Here is a 15,183-nt window from a genome sequence, read left to right as displayed (position 1 = left end):
TGCACCCGCCTCGCCATTCGTCGCCGTCGCAGCGCTTTTCGGTTAAACAGTTGAAAGCGTAGATAAAAATTCAACAAAAACGCTTGACGCATTTCCGTTCTACGCGAATAATGCGCGCCACTTGGCTACATAGCTCAGTTGGTTAGAGCATAGCATTCATAATGCTGGGGTCCGGGGTTCAAGTCCCTGTGTAGCCACCAAGTACCGATCCATAGATGTCTACAGCAGTCTATGAATCACCTCAAGAAGCCCGCCTCGTGCGGGCTTTCTTGTTTCTGGCTATCTCTCCTTGTATTCCCCAATGCCTTCCCTCCGTGTATCCCCCTGTATATCCTCGACTAATAATTGAACCGAGGGGATACAAGCCCAAATGAAGCGATCCGAGATAAAACGCCTCCCCCTTTCCGATACCGCATTGGCCGGCCTGGAGTCTGTTTCGCCACCTCGCAGATGATGCTGTTGAAAGGAAATTTAGATCATGAAGCCTACCGCGCATAATCGCCTCATATCCGAAGCCGCCAAGCTTGAGCTCGCCCCCATAGGCTGCTCACAAAAAGGCAGGTCCAGAACCTGGCTGGATGATCATGGTTGGTGGGTTGGCGTGGTAGAATTCCAGCCGCATTCCGGAGCACGCGGCAGCTACCTGAATGTAGGAGCGTGTTGGCTATGGTTCGAAAAGGACTACTTTTCGTTTGATGATGGCCACAGAGTGAAGCCATTTCAAGAATTCACAAATGCGCAGCAGTTTGCTGAGGATGCGACATATCTAGCCAAGAGTGCCAGGGAAGAAGTGCTGAAACTGCGCCTAAAATATCCCACGATCGAAGTTTGCGCAGAACATCTGTGTACCCATGCACTGAATGCTCCATGGGGCTACTTTCATGCGGGAGTAGCGGCCGGCCTGTCTGGTAATGCCGAGACCGCGGAATATCAGTTTTCTAGAATTGCGAAAGAAGAGCCCAAGGCTCAATGGATGAGATCACTACGGGACCGAGCGGCGCAGTTGGCTTCGATGGCTCATGATCAAAAATTATTTACTTCAGAGATTGCCTCCGTAGTAGATCGAACACGAAGCCTACTCAAGCTTCCGATTACCCAGCCATTCGTGCCGTTGAACAACTAGACCTCCCTCACCGAGTCGCCCGACGCCCGCCAACCTTGATAATTGTTAACAGGCTAGGGGTTGGGCAACCGCTCACGGGACTAACTTTTGCTAACAGACAGAGAGCTTTGCAGATGGCTCCAGGCCGGCGTGATGTCAACATTTCTCAACATCGCGCCAGGCCCCGCATTCGATCCAATGTCAGGTTTTGTCACGTTCTCGACCTGAAAAAAGGTTAAGTTTTGTTAAGTCGCTGGTGGTGTCCCGATCGGGGCAGTCACCACTCTGGTAACCACCAATAGTAACCACCTCGTATGGTTACCATCTATCAAAACGCCCGCACAGGCGTATAGAAAAGGTTGAAGCATGACCTCCATAGAGAAGTGGCTAGATAGACTGAGGAACAAACAAGTACCTGCTTCCTCATGGTCTGAAAATCGACGCAACGAAGCCTTGGAACTACTCAAAAATGCCAAGAGTAAAGAGACCTGGGTAGAACTCAGCACCCACTACAACGGCTTCATTCGAGAAGTCGCAGTCAGGGAATTGTGCAGCCACCCTTCTCCACAAGCGTTAGTGGCTTTGATAGATCGGCTGAATGATTGGGTTCCGCAGATTCGCGATTTGGCGTTAGTAGGCATGAATCTCTATCTGTCGGCCTCGCAGACTCAAGCGTTGCTATTTGCGCTGGAGCCTCTTATGGCGCTGGCTGCACGGCAGAGAGCCGATCATGGCCCCACGTTAAAATCCGTACGCGATGTACTACAGTCGCCCGAAATCCAAGATGAGGTCTACGCAAATTTCCTTACTCGACAAGGAAAAGCTGCGCGCTATCTGTTTGCGCTTTTGTTGGAAAAAAATACCGCGCCAGAAGCCCTTCTCCGTAGCGCTCTAACTCATCGTGAGCTGACCGTAAGGCTAGCAGCCGTGTCTGCTTGCCGGGATATGCCAGTTGCGCAAGCTTCGCCACTGCTGCTTGAAGCCCTGTCACAGCCAGGAGCCAAAGTGCGGGTCTGCGTACTACGAGCGCTGCTCCCATTGCTCGACAATCCAAGGCCACTTTTACGCAAGGCCTTGCTGGATGCATCGCCCTCGATCCGTAGCCTGGCACGCTTTGAGGCACCACGTAATAACGTCAACACACTGGAGGTACTATCAGAACGAGTGAACCAAGATGTGCCCGCAGGGAAACGTGATTGGCTCGGTGTTCTTGGCCTGGCAGCAGAGCTCAACGCCGAACTCGACGAGCGATGGCTGACAGAAGCGCTACGTTCTAGTTATTCCACCGTGCGGCATGCGGCTGTGCGCCTGCTCGGGGATGACCAATTGCCCGAACTTTTTGAGGCGCTTGATGATCCGTCGGACAAAGTGTTTCGTGCTGCGGTGACAGCGCTAGACAAACAACCATGGAATTCCGTGCGCGCGGGATTAGACGAAAAGTTAGATCTGGACTGGCATGAACTGTCGACAGCCCGCCGCCAAGCGATACTTCAATTAAAACCGGGATGGCAACAGGTGGCATATCTGTTGGAACGGCTGGACACAGAGCACATTGTGAAGGCTTTCTGGCTTCGTCAGGTTGAGCAGTGGTGCGATCGTCAATATCAAATTGTCGACCCGGTAACGTCGAAAATTGAGAGAGGAGTGCTGGTGAAAAAGCTTCAAAGCTTGGCCGCAGGAGGCTTCATCCGCAGCGACATTGTCGCCCGCATTGCTAGGTGACTGGGGTGTAAACGGTGTATTACCGCTCAACTCGTGACTCGATACCCACCTGGTTACCATCTATCACAGTGATCTCCGTCACCGAGTCGCCCGACGCCCGCCAAGCTTGACAATTGTTAACAGGGTAACGGGTTGGCCAACCGTAAGTGTCCTGCGAACTCACCTTCCGAACTCCAGCTTTAAGGGCGATGGTGTCCGCGTTTTTTTAAGCGGACGCGATCACCCTTATCGCTAGGATTTCCATGCGCCAACGAAGCTCTTATCCCAAAGCGTTCAAAGCCCAGGTCGTTCAGGAATGCCTGCAACCTGGCGCAACTGTGTCCAGTGTCGCCATCAGCCACGGCATCAATGCCAACGTCATCCGCAAATGGATGCCGCTCTATCGAGACCAGCCCGCAACAACCTCACTGCCAACCTTCGTCCCGCTAAAATCCGCACGTCAACGGCAAGCCGATGCCTCAGTGGTCATCGAACTGCCCATCGCCAGGCGACTGATCACGGTGAAATGGCCAGCCTCAGATCCTGAGGGCTGCGCGCAATTTATCCGGGCTGTCACTCAATGATCCGCATCGATGCGATCTGGCTGGCCGCCGAACCGCTGGACATGCGCGCCGGTACCGAGACCGCATTAGCCCGGGTGATCGCGGTGTTTGGTGCGGCGAAGCCGCACTGCGCTTATCTGTTCGCTAATCGCCGGGCTAACCGGATGAAAGTGCTGGTACACGATGGCGTGGGTGTCTGGCTTGCCGCGCGGCGACTGAATCAAGGCAAGTTTCACTGGCCCGGCATTCGCCATGGTTGCGAGGTCGAACTCGACAGTGAACAACTCAAGGCGTTGGTACTGGGCTTGCCGTGGCAGCGAGTCGGCGCAGGCGGTGTGATCAGCATGCTGTAATCGCCGGCCATTTGACCGGTCTGCTTGTCGTCGTTTCGGGCCTGCTCTGGCACAATCGGCGGCATGACTTTCTCGCCCAACCTCGACCAGATGACCCCGGAACAGCTTCGTGCCTTGGCGGCACAGGCGTTGCAGTTGCAGTCCCAGGTCGAGGCGATGAGCAGGAAGATCCAGAACGATGAAACCATCATCGAACAGCTCACGTACGAAATCGCCCTGCTCAAACGCCACAAATTTGCCAAGCGCAGCGAGCAAATCAGCCCGGCACAAGGCAGCTTGCTGGATGACCTGCTCGATACAGACCTTGAAGCTATCGAGGCAGAGCTAAAACAGCTTCTTCCCGCTTCGTCACAGGCCGAGCCACGGCAATCGCCCAAGCGTGCGCCATTGCCGCCGCAGTTTCCGCGCACCGTGATTCGCCACGAGCCCGAAAACACTCAGTGCGCTTGTGGCTGCCAACTTCAGCGCATCGGCGAAGACGTCAGCGAGAAGCTGGATTACACACCGGGCGTGTTTACCGTCGAGCAACATGTACGTGGCAAATGGGCCTGCCGCCAGTGCGAAACACTGATCCAGGCGCCGGTGCCGGCGCAGGTTATCGACAAAGGTATCCCGACCGCAGGCTTGTTGGCCCACGTGATGGTGGCGAAGTTTGCCGATCACTTGCCGCTTTATCGACAGGAGAAAATCTTTGGTCGCGCCGGGCTGGCAATCGCTCGCTCGACCTTGGCTCAGTGGGTTGGACAAACCGGCGTGCGGCTCAAGCCGCTGGTCGATGCACTGCGTGAAGCGGTGCTGAACCAGGGCGTGATTCACGCCGATGAAACACCGGTACAAATGCTCGCGCCAGGCGAGAAGAAAACCCACCGGGCCTACGTCTGGGCCTACAGCAGCACACCGCTTTCAGCGCTCAAAGCAGTGGTGTATGACTTCAGTCCAAGCCGTGCCGGCGAACATGCACGCAACTTTTTGGGCGACTGGAACGGCAAGCTGGTCTGCGACGACTTCGCTGGCTACAAAGCCGGTTTTGAGCAAGGTATCTCTGAAATCGGCTGCATGGCCCACGCCCGGCGCAAGTTCTTCGATCTGCATGTGGCGAACAAAAGTCAGTTGGCCGAACAAGCGCTGCACTCCATCAGCGGTTTGTATGAAGTCGAACGCCAAGCACGGGACATGAGTGATGAAGACCGTTGGCGAATACGTCAGGAAATGGCGGTACCGATCATCAAAAAACTGCATGACTGGATGTTGGCCCAGCGCGACCTGGTGCCCAGCGGATCAGCAACGGCCAAGGCCCTCGATTACAGCCTGAAACGCTGGGTAGCGCTGACGCGCTACTTGGACGATGGGGCTGTGCCCATCGACAACAACCAGGTCGAGAACCAGATACGGCCGTGGGCACTCGGGCGCTCAAACTGGTTGTTTGCCGGGTCGCTGCGCAGCGGTAAAAGGGCGGCGGCCATCATGAGCCTGATCCAGTCGGCGCGTATGAATGGGCATGATCCGTATGCCTATCTCAAGGATGTGCTGACACGGCTGCCGACACAGCGGGCCAGTGAGATCGTGCAATTACTGCCGCATCAGTGGGTGTCCGTCTAACTCAGAATTCTTGCTATCAAGGATTGGCTAATGAAAGGCATAGAAGATTTGGTTGAAATTAATGACCCAGCCATGATCTACATACGGGAGATGCTGGAGCAGGCCGACCGCCCCTACGACTTGCTTCCCCCCTCACCTAAAAACACCAGTGTCCTCGTACAGCTACAGGTAACGACCAAGTCGACTTTGGGCGCTATAGCATTTGAGACTGGCGGGATACTGATTGATCATGGCTGGCTTCGTATTCTTGGTTCAGGTCATCAAAAACTCACAAGAACCCTGACGGGGTGGAGCGAGGGACGGGCGCAAGGGCATTTGCTGGTGGCAGATGACGCGGCAGGTGGATGCTTTTCCATCAACGGCGGCGGCTTGGGTGATGATGTGGGAGCGGTGTACTACTGGGCGCCCGACAATCTGCTTTGGGAGCCATTGGGCATCGGTTATACAGCCTTCTTGGAATGGGCTGTGAGCAATCGTACGGCGGCCTTCTATGAGGGCCTGCGTTGGGAATCCTGGCACGACGACATTCAGTGTGTGAGCGGTGATCAGTGCGTGTCTTTCTACCCATTCCTATGGACAAAAGAGGGCTCAGTGGCAATAAGCACGCGCAGGGTTGTCAGCATGGCTGAACAGTATGATTTGAACTGCACATTAGCCGGCCAGTTGTAGCCGCCCGGAGTCAACGTGTGCTGGTAGCGCACAGGCATTTCAAAGTTGATATGTGTAATTACCGAACGCTTACGTCGCTGGCGCTGACCAAACGTGAGAAATTGGCCAAAGGCAGTCGCTCGACGACTTGATGGCGAAATGCTACCCTCGGGCGAAACTCTCGTCTGCCTCCCTATTTCGGATGCTCTGTCGAACGGCGCTACAGCCTAATCATTCGAGTACGCAAAAGTGACTTACAACATTAAAAAATACTCTTCAAAACTGAAGAAAAAAATCCGCATCGGGAAAGACCCCAGGATTTTAGTAGCCGCAATTTCGGAGTTCGAGTTGGAGACTGACTCGATTACAAAAAATATCCTTTCAACGACAAAAACTAGAGTTGAGTGCAGAAGAGGATGCCACCATTGCTGCAACCTGAGAGTTGAAGTTCTACCTCCTGAGGCTTTTCTAATCGCGAATCACGTAAAATCACTACCCATTAAACAAAGAGAGCCGTTGGTAAGCAAGCTACGCGAACATGCCATATATGCTAAAGACAAAACCTTTCATGCATACAATAAGGCATGTGCTTTTTTATCAGAAAGTGGGGAATGCCAGATTTATTCTGTACGCCCACATAAATGCCGTTCAAACATATCGACTAACGTAAAGGCGTGCATTTCAACGCGCAACGCTGAGGAAGTCCAAGAAATAAAATACCTCCACGACGTAATTACTAATGAGACTGTTAATAAATACAAGTCTAAAGGGTGTGTCATGCACCCGACCGAATTAACGCAAGGCGTTTTGGCCGCCTTAGATAATGAGGACCTCCCTGAAAAATGGGCAAATGGCGCGCAGGTTTACGAGTTGTTACCGGAAAGAATAATGCTCTAACAACTGTTTAAAATTTCACATTACTTTTATCTAGCTAAAGCCTCAGCGTTAACCAGCCGTGAGGAGCCGCTATGGGCCGAAGCCTGCCAGTATCCACTTAGGTATCCACGGATTGACGCTGATCCAAGATGGATACCCGGGCGGTGTCCAGGCACGGTGACCACCAAAAGTAACGATTCCACCTGGTTACCATCCGTCAAAGAAATATTCGTCTGCTAGATACCTAGGCGACGCCGCTCATGAGCTGACAATGGGTTTTCTAGCGCTTCACGATATGCCGCTTCGCACTTTTCGAAGAAAGCCCGGTGAAACACTTGAAGAGCTACTCCGGCCAGCAGGCCAAACCTGAACCAAAATATATAGCGAACTGCACCTAGAGTGAGCGAACTTCGAAAGCTGGTAGGAAGCTGTGTTTTTGGATCTACAGGCACGATGAGCCCTCCGTGCGCCGCATATTTATGCTCTCCGAAACTTTCATGAAAGGTTTCATACGTTGGATCAGCATCGATATACAAACCTACGGCGTTAATACCCGTGCGACCCAATGAAAATTCGCTGACAGCTAATGGGCGCGGGCCACCCGACTCCGCAACGTGACAACATAGAAGTTTGGCGAAGTAGCGGAATACGTTGAGGTACGGCGTGGAGCACAGATCATATTGCGGCAGGCTGAATACTGTTTCTGGAGCCTTACCTTGCGAAAGCAGCTCAGATACCACGGCATGAAACCGGTCAAACTCGTGATCAGGAGCTTGGGTTTGAGTGCTATTACATATTGCACATATGCGAGCCGAGAAATGAAAGGCTTGGGACTTTGGACCTTGCGCGCTACGAGGAATGCTAGCGCCATCAAAACTGCCGATGACCATAGGTTCTTTCCCAAAGATCTTTCGTAAAGCAGAAGCTTTTACCTTGTGTTCTCCCGTGAGCGATGCAGAGGAGCCACACAGGCAGCAGAGGTCAGCTTGGTATGGTTCAAAAAAAAGTCCCACCGTGCGGCTCCTCGCGATCTTGAGAAACTTGGATTTGTCGACGAACCATGCCGCCCACTTGAAAGCGCAATGATAGCCGCAGCTGGAAGGTTTGAAATTTGCCTTACCACTTCGGCCATCCTCCCTAGTGACTCACTTCTGCTAACAGGCGGCAGGCTTTGCCATCAGCTCCAGGCCGATCTGACCTCAACATTTCTCAACATCGAGCCAGGCCCCGCACTCGATCCAATGTCAGGTTTTGTCAGGTTCTGGTGCGCGCTTGATGTCAAGTTTTGACAAGTTCTCGACCTGAAAAAAGGTTACGTTTTGTTAAGTCGCTGGCGCTGACCAGATCGCGCGGTATCCACTCTGGTATCCACGGGTTGGCATTGGTCCAACGCTCTACACAACCAGGTAGGCGCCAATGATCGAAGTGCAACTGATCTCGAATTCAAGCCGGTACTGACGCGGTCTAAGGCAACTGCATCTTGGTGCTGAAGTTAACGTAGGAACCACCTACACCTAGGGTTTTCACATATCGCCCTTTGAGATTCTCACCCTCATGACCAAAAACCGACTGAACGCTTTCCGGCTGAACTGCCGCCATCCCTGCACTCACCTCGATGGTGTAAAGGCCTAGAGGTAAGGCGGCGTCACCATCAGAGAATTTTCCGGCCGAAAACTTGCCGCCCTTAACGGTTGCCTCAGATTGCGCGAAGTACTTTCCACCAACCAGCTGGATGCCAACTATCAATTCAGTCTCATCAGGCAGGTTAGTTTGCCCGGAGATAGTTGGCTTTCCGTCACCGTCAGAACTCACACTCATCGCTACATTTAAGGCAGATGCGCTAAACGACAAAAGTGCTAAAACACAGCCCGCTAAGGCTACCTTCATTCTCATGACTGCTCCGTGCAAATTTTGCTCGTACGCAATGGCGATATGCCGTGCTGACCTGCTTCCAATTGAGCATATAACTGCACAGTACGCTACCAGTTGACGATGCGAGTTCTGGAGCAGATCGGTGCCCCATCAGAAAAGTCCCGAGCGCGGCAATTTGCAAAGCCTTCCTCGGAAGGCTTCAAACCGTATAGCCATGAATTGGGGCCGCTTGAAGGCCGGCGCTATGTAGATGATCTAACGCAAACCATCGCCTGTTACTTGGTTGGGCAGTAACTGCGCAAATTGCGCACAGCAAGTACGCAGACCGGTACGCACGGTTGGTACGCATTCTGGGTGCGCACCTGAGGCAGGTTCGCGCCGAGGTTCGCACTTCTGGTTCGCAACCTCTTACGCGAACCAGGCCGCCGGCCTGTTATCAAAATTCACGGCTGCCAGGCGCTGGTTTCCACTGAGGTTTCCACCAAACGCAGGCCTTTTGACTGGCAACCTAAGCGTCCGCCGGAATATTGTCTGGCTGTCTGGTGCAAGACGTTTACCCCAGCTGGGGAAACTCCCATGATTGAACATCGGAACCTTCAGAGAGAACAAAATGCCAAGTATCGTTTGGGGCCGACATCCCCAAGAGGCCTATGACAACCCGTATGAGCACGAAGCCCAACGGCAATTCCTCAGGGAATGCGGTGCCCTGCTTCGCGAAATCATCAAACGCCTCAGGCCGCACACACTGAAATACCATCGCGACGAGCAGTCGCTGCAAAAGGCGACTTGGCTGATCACCATGGACTTGCTGGCATCACTCCTAGACTGCGTGACCTTACTGAAGGAGACACGGCACCGCCCAGTTGCGCGAGTCTTCCGTGACGCAGTTGAAGCGATCGACGTGATGCGCTATTTGCACGCGGAATCCCCAAAGGCCGAATTGGCTTTGAAGAAGTGGTACGCGAACGACACGATTTCTCATGGCGAAATCCGGAAACTGATCGAAGCATTAGACGGAGTGGAAGCGGCTACTGAACGCAGAGTCTTCTATCAGGAACTGTCCAAATTCACCCATCGCACTTATCGGGCACTTCTCCACAGTGTTTCACTCGGCCGGGACGAACTCATGGTTCACGACAGCCATGGTTCCGGTCTTCTAGTTCTGCCACAAACCATCGCCGCCTACATGGCTGTGCTGGGGGACATAACGATCCAGGCGACTGGAAGCGTCAGCTCAACCGGACTGCTCTCCGCTGATGAGGTGGTGGAAGCATGGGGTGTGGCCTTGGAGATTCATACGGTCCCACGGCGCTTCGCAATGCGCGTAAAACCTGGCTCTCCACTTTGACTAAGCTTTGAGGGAATGCGAGACAGGCATCAGACCAAAACCACGACGGGTGGGCGTCTGAGGCTTATCGCGTGGCCAGTCCGTCAAACAAGCGCACCGTGGCCGCTGATACCCCTGACAGACCCCAGACGGACACGGCGCTTTCGGGCCGCCTACTTTTACCTGGCCTTTACCGAATCGCTGGCGAATGTGAGACAGGCATGAGACAAATTCGGCGAGCGTGGCGGTCTGAGAACGCGCCGCAGCCCATGCGGGCGGTGCTCACGCATTAGATGCGGGGAAATCCCGTATCACATCGCCAGAGTACTTTGCCGCCGGCAGACGCAAACCACCTAAAGGTGATTCCAGGCATTCACGGCGGCGGTGCTACGCTCTTTCGAAACAAGGAGAACCACCATGACGGAGACCAACCTGTTCGACCGCTTCAATCAGAACCATCTCGCCTTGGGCGCCGCGGTGGAGGAGCTTTCCAACTGGGTCGAGCAGCGCGGATCGGCAGACATTGCCAACAACGTGCGCGGCGCGCTGGAAACGCTAGACGAGAACCTGGTGTTCATTCGCCAGGGCATTGCTGAGCTGACCGTCGCCGGCAGCCTGGGCAGTCGTGACTCAGGCTAGGATTCTGGACAGGCTCTGGACGGCCGGAGTGGCCGCAGTTCATCCAACTCGGCCCAGAAGCCAAAACCAGTATGGGCTGGAGGCAGATCGCGTAGGCGGCCGGAATCTACCTCGTCCAGAAGCAGAGAGATGCCAACTCGAAGTTACGCCATGTCATGGTAGGGTTTGAGCTCTACTATTTTGGAGCTTCAGGAATGAATCTTTATGTAGTCCGGCATGGCGAAACATGGGCCAATATAGAAAGCCGCTATCTGGGCGCACTTGATCCCGAGTTGACTGAGAGGGGCCGCAAGCAGGCCCAAACGCTTGACGCACAGTTGCCTAGAGAATTATCGGTGCTGGCCGTCTCGCCGCTATTGAGGGCACAGCAGACCGCCGAGATACTTAATCACTCCCGAGCGCTTCAGGTTCAGACACTTCAAGGCCTGCGCGAGCGCAATGTCGGTGTCTTCGAGGGACTGACCCAGGCCGAAGCACGCGAGCGTCACCCGGACCTATGGAGTCTCAATGTTACTCGGCACTGGGCACTTGCACCTACCGGCGGGGAATCGATTTTCGAAGTAGTCAGCAGGGTTCACACAACCTTGCAGCAATTGCATGAAATGCATTCCGGGAAAAATGTAGCAATAGTCGCTCATGGTTTTATTGCCAAGACCATTAGGGCATTAGCCAGGCAGGACTTCTCTGATTTCTACCAGTGGCAACTCGCCAATGGCTCGGTGCTGGCATTGGAAAATTTTCAGCCTCCGAGCGCCTCGCCGCAATCGTGGGAATCAGAGATTCCAGATGAATGAGCGGGCCTGTGCTCCATTAATTCGGCCGCCCCCTGACCTTGTACGGCGATTCCTGGGGCTTATTCCATGATCAGGAGACACGTCCGAAACCCTTGACCATCCTTGACGGAGCCTTGACGAAATTCTTGACAGGTCTTGACGGATTTATCTGGCGCCACCAGCAGATGGATCGCTGAAAGCCATGCGGGTCAAGGCTTTGCGGGCTTTCTTGCAGCTTGGCCAGCACCGGCCTCGTCAAGAATTCTAGAAGTACCCGTCAAGGTAGCTGCTCGATCAATATCAAGGCCCACCCAGCCGGGATGGGGTGGTGAAATACCGGGCCAGACAAATCCTTAGCGCGCCAGGCAATACTAGACAGGCCCTAGACGGATTTTCGCCGACAGAACAAGAGTCAATTGCCCGCAGCCCAAGCAATGTGCCGCTTCCAGCATCAAAGGTGGCATGCTGGTGCTTGATGCTCGTCAAGTATTTTCCGGGGTTTCCAGCGACCTGACAGCAGGTCGGAGCAGGTGGTGAACGATTTGCTCCCCCTGGAGCGGAAGCCGGTCGACTTGCCAGCTTGGCCAACCCCCAGTTTCCAGGTAGTTGCTCACGTTCCGCTGGTAACATCTGCATGTCATCTGCTGGCCCCGCTTCATTCCGGCGCCAGCATCAACCGCGCACCGAGGATAGAGCCGTGTCCGTTATTGACTGTGATTATCTACCCGCCGACAAGGTGGTGTTTCCGCCGGAGCTGGCGCTACTGATTGTCAGGAAGGCCAGCGCAATGGCTGCGGCATTCGAGGAGCAAGCCCTCGATCAGCTCACCAAGGACGCCCGACGCGCACTTTCGCAGGGAATTGAGCCAAGGCGAGTCATCAGGGAAATGCTCTTGTAAGCGCAAAATGGAACTGCCGCGGCCGCGGTGGTTTTTCAAGTACCTGCCATACCGAAACGGGAGACCAGGTTAATTACGGAATATCCCGCCGCAGGTAACAGCGCCTTCATTTGCGAAAACCAACCCATAAATGAAATTCGACCGAAGCTGAATGATCGAATTTTGAGCAACGATATAGCGAAATAGCATTTGTTGCATTTGGCCATCACAGACATACTCGCGCCCGGGAAAAAAAACAGGGAGCGTTGAAATTTGACTATTAACATTGCCGTCGCTACTCGTGACGCGATAATTTTGGGCTGTGATAGCCTTTCTAGTGTTGTGGAAACTGCTGCTTTTCCACTGCGAAACGGCATGGGATTCGCGAAAGACGCTGATGGGAATGAGCTCAAAGATGGCGAAGGCCGGCGACTGGTCCCCGTCGGGCAGGTTCGTAGCGTCGTCACAAACGTATATGGTGGCGTAAGCAAAATGTTTTCCCTTTACGACAACAGCGGTTTTTCTGTCGCCGCTGTGACAGCGGGAAAGGCAACATTAGGTGGCTTAACAGTTGCGGAACTGGCTAAGAGATTCTGTTACCAAAACAGAGACGCTCAAGTTTCCTTTCCAACGGTCGAAGAAGTGGCAAATGCTTTCCTCACGTTCATACGAGCGCGATGGGAGGAGGACGTTGATTTCGCGAATACAGATCCGAGTTTGCGAAATTTCCTTCCGCCGCTACAGTTCATCGTAGCTGGCCACTGCTCAGCAGATCACGTTGGGAGAGTTTTCAAATTAGACGTTGCAGCACCTGCTTGTGTTGATACCTTCCCAAACGGAGATCATTGCGGCGCAACGTGGGCAGGACAATCAGACTTTGTGGAACGGCTTTTGCTTGGCGTTGACTATGGCGTCAGAAATTCAGTACAGAAGCAGTTTGACCGTACAGTTCAAGACGCAACGACCAAAGCTTTGACTGACATGGTGGAATCTTTGACGCAGAGCGGCGTCAATATTCCGGAAGGTTTTGAAATGGACGTATCCGGTACGCAAGCCGCCCCCTCTTGGGAGGTTGCTCAGACGGACATTCAGTTTCAAGACCTCTCCACGCAGTACGCTATCGAGTTCGTGGAACTCTTGGTCAACACTCAATCAGGCATGCAACGCTTCGGCAGTGGCATACCGACCGTCGGAGGAAGAACCCACATCGGTGTCCTTCGTCGTGGCGAAAGCTTCAAAATGTTAAACGAGCCAGAGCTCACTCATAACCATACAGGGTATTCCCATGATCTATGATGACTTGATGAACGCAGGCAGCCTGCCTAGTCATGCAGGTTCTCCCTCAGCCCCCCAGGATCATGAGCGAAGTGGACGGTTGGTTTCCCGATCGTCTTACGAATCTCCGCCTCGAGAAGAAAAAGCTCAGAATTACAAGATTGTGATTCGAGGTGGTGCTGTTACCTATGCAGCTGTCGCTTCCGCGTAGATCCTGCTGAAGAAAAAGCCCAGCTACCTGCTGGGTTTTTTTGTCCATTGATTGGCCGAAGAGAAGTCCTGCGCCGACTTACGACCACTACCCTGCTATGAGGTAGTGGTCGCTGGCGAGCCAATTACGAAGTGGTACCGGAAAGACGAAATACGAAAGCGGAATATCTCGACGTACTGGTGTTGCCTGCTGACGACTCCGCCTTTGCATCTGCGGTGGTTTTATCAAAATGGCAACCGTTCGTCGGGATGTATCTACGAGCCTCGGCGGCTATTTCAGCCAGTATAAATCGGGCAAAAACGCCCCAGCAGCCAGCGCCATGTATCCCCCCGTGTATCCCTTACAAACACAAAAACATGAATATCCAACAAAATCATCAACTTACAGTATAGGTTCAAATGTCTGTGTACCACCAAGTACCGATCCATAGATGTCTACAGCAGTCTATGAATCACCTCAAGAAGCCCGCCTAGTGCGGGCTTTCTTGTTTCTGGCTGTTCACCTCTATCCCCCTATCATCCCCCTCCGCCTATGCCCACGTGTATGTTTCACAAATAATTGAACTGAAGACATACAAGGATGAAACGCACCGATATCAGGCGACGCGCCCTCTCGCTGGCACGACACTTTCCAGCCTGGAGCCTGAGGCCGGGGCATACCGCGAACTAGACAGCCCAGGCCTGTATTTCAGGGTCAAGCCAAACGGCCAAAAGTCCTGGGAATTACGCTACAAGAAGCCGGACGGCAAATGGTCATGGCTTGGTCTTGGCGGCTACCCGGAAGTGGGCGGCGCTTTCGCTCGGCAGAAAGCGGGTGATCTACGCGCAGACGCATCCCAATCAAGGGCCGGTGGTGCGCAGCGATTCATCCTTACTGGTCGCGCTTCACTATGAGAACCGTCCCGATCCCGTAAAAAATCGCGCCGAGAACAAGCGAAATTCCATAATTCGCCAGCACATTTGGCAAAGGATCACCTCGGTAGAGTTTCCAAAGGTGAAACGCTGCCATACCAATTGCGTAACCCCTCATATACTGCCAAAAACTAAGCTTCATCGTCTTTTCCCTTAGCTGATGATATTCCTGATGATCCGTGCAAGACCAAGTGGATTTCACGGGTAGCAACCCAACTGACAACCAGAACCAGAGCTATCTATCCGATCTGAACGATGCTCATGTGATTGCTCCACCCGAAGCAACTCCCTGCACTGCACTGAGTTTTCTGAATGAAACCGTCTAGGTTCGGCGCTTGATGCGCACAGGGTCAACCCTATGCGGCACGGCCGCCCTGCCCTCCTAGGACTGACCACGTCAAGAATGCCGTATTCAAACTGCTGAGTCTCTAGGCTCTTGCCAGCGCTCAGGGGTGC

14 protein-coding genes, 1 tRNA gene and 1 pseudogene are annotated in these 15,183 nt (G+C 53.6%); 14 read left to right on the top strand and 2 right to left on the bottom strand.

The genetic code is table 11. The features are described from left to right. Positions 1-123: 123 nt before the first annotated feature. The 8 genes from AB7933_RS05310 (at position 124) to AB7933_RS05275 (ending at position 6,863) form a co-directional block, all read left to right on the top strand. A tRNA-Met gene (locus AB7933_RS05310) sits at positions 124-200 on the top strand. A 278-nt stretch (positions 201-478) separates the two neighbouring features. Next, the gene (locus AB7933_RS05305; protein ID WP_024073269.1) at positions 479-1,123 is read left to right on the top strand and encodes a hypothetical protein; all 645 of its coding nucleotides are present in this window, start codon (positions 479-481) and stop codon (positions 1,121-1,123) included. A 345-nt stretch (positions 1,124-1,468) separates the two neighbouring features. Then, the gene (locus tag AB7933_RS05300) at positions 1,469-2,824 is read left to right on the top strand and encodes a PBS lyase (RefSeq protein ID WP_024073268.1); all 1,356 of its coding nucleotides are present in this window, start codon (positions 1,469-1,471) and stop codon (positions 2,822-2,824) included. Positions 2,825-3,066: 242 nt separating this feature from the next. Next, a complete protein-coding gene (gene tnpA / locus AB7933_RS05295) occupies positions 3,067-3,387 on the top strand; it encodes an IS66-like element accessory protein TnpA (protein ID WP_024073267.1) in 321 nt (106 codons plus the stop codon). Continuing rightward, positions 3,384-3,719, top strand: coding sequence for an IS66 family insertion sequence element accessory protein TnpB (gene tnpB / locus AB7933_RS05290; RefSeq protein ID WP_024073266.1), 336 nt, complete (start codon positions 3,384-3,386; stop codon positions 3,717-3,719). Before tnpA ends, tnpB begins: the two co-directional genes overlap by 4 nt. Before the next feature lie 63 nt (positions 3,720-3,782). Further along, positions 3,783-5,318 (top strand): IS66 family transposase, encoded by a 1,536-nt coding sequence (gene tnpC / locus AB7933_RS05285; RefSeq protein ID WP_024073265.1) that lies wholly within the window; start codon positions 3,783-3,785, stop codon positions 5,316-5,318. A 30-nt stretch (positions 5,319-5,348) separates the two neighbouring features. After that, entirely contained in the window at positions 5,349-5,987 is a 639-nt protein-coding gene (locus AB7933_RS05280) for a DUF2625 family protein (RefSeq protein WP_024073264.1), read from the top strand. Between the two features lie 228 nt (positions 5,988-6,215). Continuing rightward, on the top strand, positions 6,216-6,863 hold the full coding sequence (locus AB7933_RS05275) for a YkgJ family cysteine cluster protein (protein WP_081730318.1): 648 nt from the start codon (positions 6,216-6,218) through the stop codon (positions 6,861-6,863). Between the two features lie 215 nt (positions 6,864-7,078). On the opposite strand, the gene AB7933_RS05270 is transcribed toward AB7933_RS05275, so the two are convergent. Both AB7933_RS05270 and AB7933_RS05265 read right to left on the bottom strand, forming a co-directional pair. After that, positions 7,079-7,855 (bottom strand): hypothetical protein, encoded by a 777-nt coding sequence (locus tag AB7933_RS05270; RefSeq protein WP_143036951.1) that lies wholly within the window; start codon positions 7,853-7,855, stop codon positions 7,079-7,081. A 451-nt stretch (positions 7,856-8,306) separates the two neighbouring features. Further along, a complete protein-coding gene (locus AB7933_RS05265) occupies positions 8,307-8,735 on the bottom strand; it encodes a hypothetical protein (protein ID WP_024073262.1) in 429 nt (142 codons plus the stop codon). Positions 8,736-9,294: 559 nt separating this feature from the next. Here AB7933_RS05265 and AB7933_RS05260 point away from each other — a divergent pair. The 6 genes and pseudogenes from AB7933_RS05260 to AB7933_RS05235 form a co-directional block, all read left to right on the top strand. Beyond that, a complete protein-coding gene (locus tag AB7933_RS05260) occupies positions 9,295-10,062 on the top strand; it encodes a hypothetical protein (protein WP_143036952.1) in 768 nt (255 codons plus the stop codon). Positions 10,063-10,458: 396 nt separating this feature from the next. After that, a complete protein-coding gene (locus AB7933_RS05255) occupies positions 10,459-10,680 on the top strand; it encodes a hypothetical protein (protein ID WP_024073260.1) in 222 nt (73 codons plus the stop codon). Between the two features lie 194 nt (positions 10,681-10,874). Further along, complete coding sequence (locus tag AB7933_RS05250; protein ID WP_024073259.1) at positions 10,875-11,474, top strand: histidine phosphatase family protein; 600 nt, start codon at positions 10,875-10,877, stop codon at positions 11,472-11,474. 676 nt (positions 11,475-12,150) lie between these two features. After that, on the top strand, positions 12,151-12,351 hold the full coding sequence (locus AB7933_RS05245; RefSeq protein ID WP_024073258.1) for a hypothetical protein: 201 nt from the start codon (positions 12,151-12,153) through the stop codon (positions 12,349-12,351). A gap of 252 nt (positions 12,352-12,603) precedes the next feature. Beyond that, positions 12,604-13,626, top strand: coding sequence for a hypothetical protein (locus AB7933_RS05240; protein WP_024073257.1), 1,023 nt, complete (start codon positions 12,604-12,606; stop codon positions 13,624-13,626). A 769-nt stretch (positions 13,627-14,395) separates the two neighbouring features. Then, a pseudogene (locus AB7933_RS05235) lies at positions 14,396-14,661 on the top strand (Arm DNA-binding domain-containing protein); the annotation flags it as partial. Between the last annotated feature and the right edge of the window lie 522 nt (positions 14,662-15,183).

The sequence above is a fragment of the Pseudomonas gorinensis genome (assembly GCF_042015035.1).
In the GTDB taxonomy this organism is placed as follows: Bacteria; Pseudomonadota; Gammaproteobacteria; order Pseudomonadales; family Pseudomonadaceae; genus Aquipseudomonas; species Aquipseudomonas gorinensis.
This window is presented reverse-complemented; position numbering and strand designations above follow the sequence as displayed.

Bases quoted from the DNA above. Each gene is read 5' to 3' on its own strand.
- AB7933_RS05305 (WP_024073269.1), top strand. From the start codon at position 479: ATGAAGCCTACCGCGCATAATCGCCTCATATCCGAAGCCGCCAAGCTT.
- AB7933_RS05300 (WP_024073268.1), top strand. From the start codon at position 1,469: ATGACCTCCATAGAGAAGTGGCTAGATAGACTGAGGAACAAACAAGTA.
- tnpA (WP_024073267.1), top strand. From the start codon at position 3,067: ATGCGCCAACGAAGCTCTTATCCCAAAGCGTTCAAAGCCCAGGTCGTT.
- tnpB (WP_024073266.1), top strand. From the start codon at position 3,384: ATGATCCGCATCGATGCGATCTGGCTGGCCGCCGAACCGCTGGACATG.
- tnpC (WP_024073265.1), top strand. From the start codon at position 3,783: ATGACTTTCTCGCCCAACCTCGACCAGATGACCCCGGAACAGCTTCGT.
- AB7933_RS05280 (WP_024073264.1), top strand. From the start codon at position 5,349: ATGAAAGGCATAGAAGATTTGGTTGAAATTAATGACCCAGCCATGATC.
- AB7933_RS05265 (WP_024073262.1), bottom strand. From the start codon at position 8,735: ATGAGAATGAAGGTAGCCTTAGCGGGCTGTGTTTTAGCACTTTTGTCG.
- AB7933_RS05255 (WP_024073260.1), top strand. From the start codon at position 10,459: ATGACGGAGACCAACCTGTTCGACCGCTTCAATCAGAACCATCTCGCC.
- AB7933_RS05250 (WP_024073259.1), top strand. From the start codon at position 10,875: ATGAATCTTTATGTAGTCCGGCATGGCGAAACATGGGCCAATATAGAA.